Origin of the sequence: Dietzia cercidiphylli, from assembly GCF_014145145.1 — a bacterium.
Lineage (GTDB): Bacteria > Actinomycetota > Actinomycetes > Mycobacteriales > Mycobacteriaceae > Dietzia > Dietzia natronolimnaea.
Genome location: NZ_JAALEA010000306.1, coordinates 1 through 6,828 on the forward strand (window position 1 = coordinate 1; position 6,828 = coordinate 6,828).

Here is a 6,828-nt window from a genome sequence, read left to right on the forward strand (position 1 = left end):
ACCCGACACCACAGAACCCGGCACCTGACCAGTAGGCGGGCATTTCCGCATACCCGCGCCTACTCACGCAACCTCGATACCGGTGGATCAAGGGTAAGTGGCCTCGCCCCCAGCGGCGGGTTGACTGCGCCCAGCCGGCGGCCACTGGCCACGCTCAGACCATTTCGGTGCTGGCCTGATCAACCCAACGTGCCAACAAGCTGAAAGCGGCGAGTTGCTCCAAGGCCAGCTGCTCTTCACCTCCGTCATCTTCCTGAGGCAGGTGCATTCCGGGGTTACGAATCGCGGCGTAGAGGCCTTCTGCGAAGGCGCGGGCACCTCGGTGCAGGTTCTCGTACGTCTTTCCGCCGTCATTCTTGGCTAGACGGAGTCTTGCCACTCCAGCCTTGGGCGCATTAAGCGAGAATGCTTCATTGAACAGAGCTGTTTCGGAAACGTCCATGCGCTCGAGCTTGGATTGGGTTTCCGCGTTGATCCGAATCGCAGCCTGCATTACGGCCTGGTGGTAGTGGCCGGTGTTCCAGTATGACCGGCCGTTTTCCCAGGCCCAGGGGTGGAGGTTGGCCGCATCCATGTCCGGCGCGTTGTCGCCGAGCTTCTCGGCGAGTTCAGCCTCGCGCTCCAGAGCCGCTTTCGCTCTCGACGCCTGATCTCGAAGCCATGAGTACTTGGCGTCCGTCTCCGGTCGCTCTCGAGACCAACCTGGCAGCACTCGGTCAAGGATTTGCTCCACGACATGCGCCCTCTGCGATGCTTCGGTCTTCGATCCGCGCATGACTGGCCCAGCAAATACTACGCTGCCGCCACTGGCGCTCGGACTCACCTGGTCTGTGACGTGCAGAAATTCGTCGATCTCAGAAGTCGCCCATTCGGTGTCTAGTTTCGCCATACGCAAAGTATGGGCGAACGTGTCGACATTTGAAGCGCCTTGGTCCTAGTGAGAGGCGCTGTCGGCTCGCCTTGCCTTGGGTGCTGGCGCGGAGCACTACCGTTCTAACCATGGAAACAGAGTCCGTCGCACTGCTCATCTCTGCGCTCTCCATCCTCTTGGCAGCGCTGTCTATCGGTTGGCAGATTGCGCAGTACCTGCTCTCAGCAGGTCGGCCTAAGGCGACCCTTCTGCATGGTCTCGTATCGCATTCCGAGGCACTCTCGGGGCCTGTCACCGCCAACGGAAAGGGACTCGACGTTCGTCGGCTACGAGAGCAGGCATTGGGCGGCTTTGAGGCCGTGGGGATCCAGGTGACAAACCATGGCCGTGCTCCAGTTATCATCGAGAGCGTCAAATTGCGCCCTCGGGGCGGGGTTATGACGCTCATCCCCATCAGTGAGCGGATCGGCCCGGATCTTCCGCACAAGCTGGAACCGGGCGCGAATGCCAGTTGGTTCCTCGGCTACGACCACGCGGTGAGGTTGGCAGAAGCCTCACGCGAGGTTCTCAAAGAGAACGTCAGTGGCGTCTACATGACTGCCCAGCTCGGAACGGGAAACACGATCAAGACCCGGCGGACACTTCGGGCGTGATCGCGTCGCGCAAACTTCGCGGGCGCCTCGAACTCGTATGGACAAACGATAGGCGTCCGCCAGCGCGCCGCTGTTAGCTCCGCTGCAGGAACGCAAATGCGCGACCGGGTCAACCCAGTCTAAGTTGCGCAGCATCTTGCAGCCAGCGCGGCCAAGATATTGCAGACCAGGGCCGCATCCCGGCACCGAGATCGTGCACCAGACATACTTGAGTCATGACTGAATCGTTCTACCTGGGCCCAGGGAATACCCGCTTCGCACCGTCCTCCTTTCAAGATGTCGTTGCAGCGGCGGAGAGCGGGCTTCTAAACGAGGGGCACTGGGTAGAACTCAAAAAAGCGGTCCCGCCCAAAAGTCCGGGCGCAAACCTGGAACTCGCTAAGGACTTGGCGTCACTGAGCGTCGATGGCGGTATTATGGTCATTGGAATAGAGGACAAAAAGGGCGCGGCGGGAGCCGTCACCGGAACGCCCATAGATGGCTTAGCTTCGCGGATCGACGCTACAGCACTGGCAAAGGTGCATCCACCGCTTACCGTGGTTACTACTATTCTCCCACACGCCGACAATCTAGACACCGGTGTTATTCTGGTGAATGTCCCAGCGTCCGTGTCAGCTCCCCATATGGTCGATGGAACCTATTGGGGGCGTGGAGACGAGGGCAAACGGCCCTTGAGTGATGTTGAAGTCCGCAGATTGCTAACGCTGGAGCAAGGTCGAAGCGAGAAGTTCGAAAAGCGACTTTACGATGTTGCGAAGGTCATTGGCGGCGAACAACTTCAACATACTGGCCCCGCCTTCAACTTCCTAGCGGAACCGGCGTCCACCACGTACGGCGCGCCGGTCACGGAAACCCTTGGTCAGGGGCACCTTCTGCAGTGGTTCTCTGAGGCAGTCCCCCATCAGGCGAAATGGTCGCCCAGTTTGCTATCACTCCAGCACCGCGTCCCTCATCCGGACGGCGTATCAGCAGCATCCTTCAATCTCAGCGCGAGAAGCGCGTACTACTGGGACCAGCTTTCTGTGCTAATCGGCGACGACGGATGCTGGTACGCCCGTGGGGGGTCGGCAGTTTCTCCGATTGGCTCAAGTAGCGATCCAAACGACGGAATAGCGGTCTTCCGCGCGGGGGCAGCAATCGAACTTACGCATGCTTTGTTGATATCGATTGCCCACTTCGCCAACAACAAGATCCCGTTCCAGGGACAATGGACTATCGGGGTGCATATCAATCAATTATCCGGGATAGAGCCAGTCGAGAAGCACATCGGGAGGTTCCCCGGGGAATTTTCGGCGTACCCGCGCGAACAGTACATCGGAAAAACTATTGCGACTACCGATGAGATGACAAGTAATCCTGCCCAGGTTACTATGCGATTATTGCGGCGCCTTTTGCGCGCCATGAGCGTGGAGCACTACTATTTCCCATACTCCGATTTCAAAGACATCGGAAAAGGTCGACATTAGGACAGTTCGCCGGCCCTACACTGTCCAGCCGTTTAGGATGGGAGTGTGCAGAAGCAGCAGGTCGAAACGCGTGTAGCCGACCAAGTCGCTCGGGTGCTCGCGGGCGGACAGGCCGAAGACGACTACGTCGAGTGCAAAGGCGAGTGGTACGGCGACCACCGCAAGTCAGCCCGCCAGATTGCTGGATTGTGTAACGCTGCTCGCGGCGACGAAGCGATGTGGATTGTCGGTGTCGACGAGGACGCCCACCAGCTACGACCTCTGCCGACCACCGAACATTCGAACTGGTGGGCGCAAGTCAGGAAGCACTTCGCTGGCGGGGTCGCTCCCGAACTGGACACCCTCGTTGTCCCAGTAGCCGACGGATCGGTGGTCGCACTTGTCTTCACCACTGACCGCGCGCCGTATGCCGTCAAAGTCGCAGAGCATCAGGTGTCGCTGGAGGTCCCGTGGCGGGAAGCGAATAGCACCACCACCGCCACCCGGTCGCAGCTCCTCAGGCTGCTCGTCGCTAACGCAGGGACGCCTGCGCTTGAGTTGATCGATCCCGTGGTGTCGTGCATTTCGTCTGACACAGCGACATTCGAGGCCGACCTTTTCGTGTCTGCCACCGAGCGCGCGATGCTCCCGAACCACCGATGGTCGCTCAGCATCTTCTCCAACGAATGGGACGCAGAAGGGTGGGGCCCGCTGCGCCCAACGCTGGAGGTTCACCGGATCGGCATCGACGGGGAAGGCCCCGGTGTGCGGGTGCTCGATCACTCTGGAATCTACGTCGATGGATCAGGCCGGGTTAGCCTGCGCGCCGAGCTCGGCCCCAACGATGCCTGGACGGTCGACCATCGTCGTACCCTGCGGCATCAACCGTTCTTGCGCGTGGTGCTGGACATGCCAACCGACCGGCACGGCCGATCGGCACGTGCCACTGCCACTCTGCGCGACACCCCCACCAACACAATCGAGAAACGCTGGCGCGAAAGGTGACCGTTGGTATGTAGCCCCTCACTCCGCGGTCAACAGCGGTGTCGCGTTTGACGATCCCCCAGCGCAACCGGCTCACGGACGAGTCAGTCGCCCTGCGGACTTGGTTGCAGTGATGCATTGTCATGTCGCACGGGAGAATCGCGCCGAGCGCGGTTATTCGCGACGCACGTCTTCTCTTTGTGTCTGATGCGCCGCCTATTCTGCCCGGTTATGGCGATGTGCAACACGGAAAGACTCCCGGCGAAGGACGCTGCCAGGGCTGCCAAAGCCGGACCGGCACGAGCTCTAGCGTTAGTCGGTCACGGCATTTCACGTTCGCAACCCCCTACCTATGGCCAACTCTCAGTCGTGAGGGTCCAGGCCGATGTTCATTCGCGATGACACCGGGAGGACACACTGAGGCACTTCGCGCCTTCCTCGACGGGGAGACTCGCCAAGTGTGGGCTCGAGACCGCGCCAGCGGCGATCCAGTATTCATCGAGGAAGGTTCAGCTGCCACGGTCCGTTCACGCGCCAAAGCCGAGTGGGAGTGCATTGTGCCTGGCTGTGACGCTCCGATCTCCTCGCGCGGGGGCGCCAGACGCGATCATTTCTTCCATCTCACTGCCGTAGACCACCCAGGAGAGAGCCTCAACCATCTTGCGGCAAAGGCAATGCTGGCCCAATGGGCCACAGGCTGCACCGTCGGCCGAGCGGTGGTGAGAGAGGAACAAACGGTGAAGAACCGCGACCTATACCGACGCCCAGATGTGCTGATCACGCGGAACGGAGACGGCCACCGGTTGGCACTGGAAGTCGAGTACAAGTGGTTCAGCGCCGAGGATTGGCAACGTAAGCAAGACGACTTTGACCGTGAGGGTATCGCCTGCGCATGGCTCCTTGGTCACACCGGAATTGCTGTCGACGCAAGCGCCGCCAAGTACAGCCGAGGCACCCCGGTCCGGGTACCGCCGCTCGCATGGGTGCTCGCACAATCAGGACGCGACGCTGTCGTGGTGAACCCCGTCACTCGCCAGATCGGCACCCTATCCGGCGACCCTGATCTGACAACTCGGCTCGGTGAACGCTGGAGAAATGCCTATCTAGGAGTGGACGACCTGAACAGTTGTCACCTCGACCCTCTTCGCGGAGTGGTGACACCCACTATGCAGCGAATAGACGCCGCTTCGGCTCAGCGTCGTCAGCAGGAAGCTATTCAGCGGGCGCGTGAGGCGGCCGAGCTACGCCAGCGTGAAGCGCGGAGTGAAAAATGGGCCATGATCGTACAAGCCAACGAACAGACTTGGGACGCCTCGCCGTTGAAGCGAGCGATACTCCAACGGTGGGGGAAAGTACCGGAGGCGCTCAGCGAGTCCGGCGACCATCCGTACGGAATACATGCATCCCCGGCACACTGGCATTCCGCGCTATATGAGGCGCATATCCATCAACGCCGACGCGGTCACGTGTTCACGGTCGACGACTGCTGGAACACGCTGAACCGGCACGGCATTCGTGCGAACTGGGACCGGGGAAAGCGATTCAAGTCGCTCGTAATCTTTCTCGAGTCGCTAGTAGACGCTGGTTTGATCGATCGAACAGGCCGCTCCTACCAGTGGCAGGTACTTGCCGACCTCGACCAGGTCGCTCAACTCAGAGCCGAGGCGGCTCGCGAAAAGATGCTCCGCCAGCAAGACCGCGCAGAAGAGAAGCGACAGCAGAGACAGGCCCGCGAAAAAGCGATTCAGGATGCAAGACGGCAAGCCAACGAGCTTCGCGAGCAGCATCGGCGTGAACGCGCAGAACACCGGCAGGCGTGGTTAAACTCCGACGTCTGTCGAGAGCTCGTAGCTCGCTACGGCGCGGTGCCGGAATGTATCTCCTGGGCAAGCACAACCCTGACTAGCGCGATCGATGCCGATCCAGCGCTATGGCGAGCACACATTTGCCTCCGCCTAGTACAGGACGCTCCAGCTGGAATGCAGATCACCACCGGACAAGCGCTCACCGTCCTTTCCGAAGCCGGGATCACATTCCCTGCTGAGCCCGACGCTGTCGCTGCCATCGACTTCTACCTCAACAACCTTCGCCAACGCGACATCCTCCAAAACCCGAACGGGGACAGAACGGTGTACACCACGACAGGTAGAAGTCTCTCCTAGTTATGGAGTCCCGTGATGGAGTAGTCGCGCTCGATGCTTGCCGTAACTGCACCCCACTGGCTGCCTTGAACTCGGTCCTGATGCCTACGGAACGAGGCGGCGTCGTCAAAGACCTCCTCGACACGCCAGACCAGACTGTCCTCGGTCGGGGTCACTGAGAATGACCTGCAGCCCTGCTCGGCTCGCGTCAGCTCGACATGACGCGGTAGGTGGGTGGCGACAAGGGTGGCTTCGCGCTCGTCGCGACAGATTAGTCGGCCTTTGAGATGAACTTCGGTCACCGATCCAGTTTCGGCCACTTCCTTGCAGGTTGGCCCCTGAACAGCGCAGACAGGCCGATCATCGATGGCTACGTAGGCGGACGTTGCAGGGCGCGGTACAGCGTGGACCGGCCGACTCCGAGATCACGGGCGATCGCCGACGGCCCCTCCCCCGCCTCGATGCGGGCGCGGGCCTTCTCGATCTGCTCACTAGTCAGGACGCGTTTGCGTCCCTTGTACTTGCCTTTCGCCTTGGCGATGGCGATGCCCTCGGCCTGGCGTTCGCGAATGATGGCTCGCTCGAACTCGGCGAACGCCCCGAGCAGAGAAAGCATCAGATCCGCTCGAGGATCCTGGGCTCCGGCGGCGTAGGTGGCCCGCTCGTGGACGAACTCCACGCTCGCGCCCTTCGCGGTGATCTCGCCGACGATCTGCTTGAGATCAACCAGGGAA

At 60.8% G+C, this 6,828-nt stretch carries 7 protein-coding genes; 4 read left to right on the forward strand and 3 right to left on the reverse strand.

Annotation, left to right across the window (positions count from 1 at the left end):
• Positions 1–154: 154 nt before the first annotated feature.
• Positions 155–889, reverse strand: coding sequence for a TIGR02391 family protein (locus G6028_RS11235; protein ID WP_182658893.1), 735 nt, complete (start codon positions 887–889; stop codon positions 155–157).
• 110 nt (positions 890–999) lie between these two features.
• Here G6028_RS11235 and G6028_RS11240 point away from each other — a divergent pair, with 110 nt between their 5' ends.
• From G6028_RS11240 to G6028_RS11255, 4 genes are all read left to right on the forward strand, one after another.
• Positions 1,000–1,524: a phosphoribosylamine--glycine ligase gene (locus G6028_RS11240; protein WP_182658894.1), complete on the forward strand. Its 525-nt coding sequence runs from the start codon at positions 1,000–1,002 to the stop codon at positions 1,522–1,524.
• Positions 1,525–1,739: 215 nt separating this feature from the next.
• A complete protein-coding gene (locus G6028_RS11245) occupies positions 1,740–2,990 on the forward strand; it encodes an AlbA family DNA-binding domain-containing protein (protein WP_182658895.1) in 1,251 nt (416 codons plus the stop codon).
• Positions 2,991–3,035: 45 nt separating this feature from the next.
• Entirely contained in the window at positions 3,036–3,974 is a 939-nt protein-coding gene (locus tag G6028_RS11250) for a hypothetical protein (RefSeq protein WP_182658896.1), read from the forward strand.
• A gap of 377 nt (positions 3,975–4,351) precedes the next feature.
• Positions 4,352–6,115, forward strand: a complete 1,764-nt coding sequence (locus G6028_RS11255) for a competence protein CoiA family protein (RefSeq protein ID WP_241730697.1) — start codon at positions 4,352–4,354, stop codon at positions 6,113–6,115.
• Here G6028_RS11255 and G6028_RS11260 read toward each other — a convergent pair.
• Complete coding sequence (locus G6028_RS11260; protein ID WP_338404203.1) at positions 6,112–6,414, reverse strand: putative quinol monooxygenase; 303 nt, start codon at positions 6,412–6,414, stop codon at positions 6,112–6,114. The genes G6028_RS11255 and G6028_RS11260 overlap by 4 nt on opposite strands.
• Positions 6,415–6,464: 50 nt before the next feature.
• On the reverse strand, positions 6,465–6,828 hold a 364-nt coding region (locus tag G6028_RS11265; RefSeq protein ID WP_182658899.1), incomplete at its 5' end, for a recombinase family protein.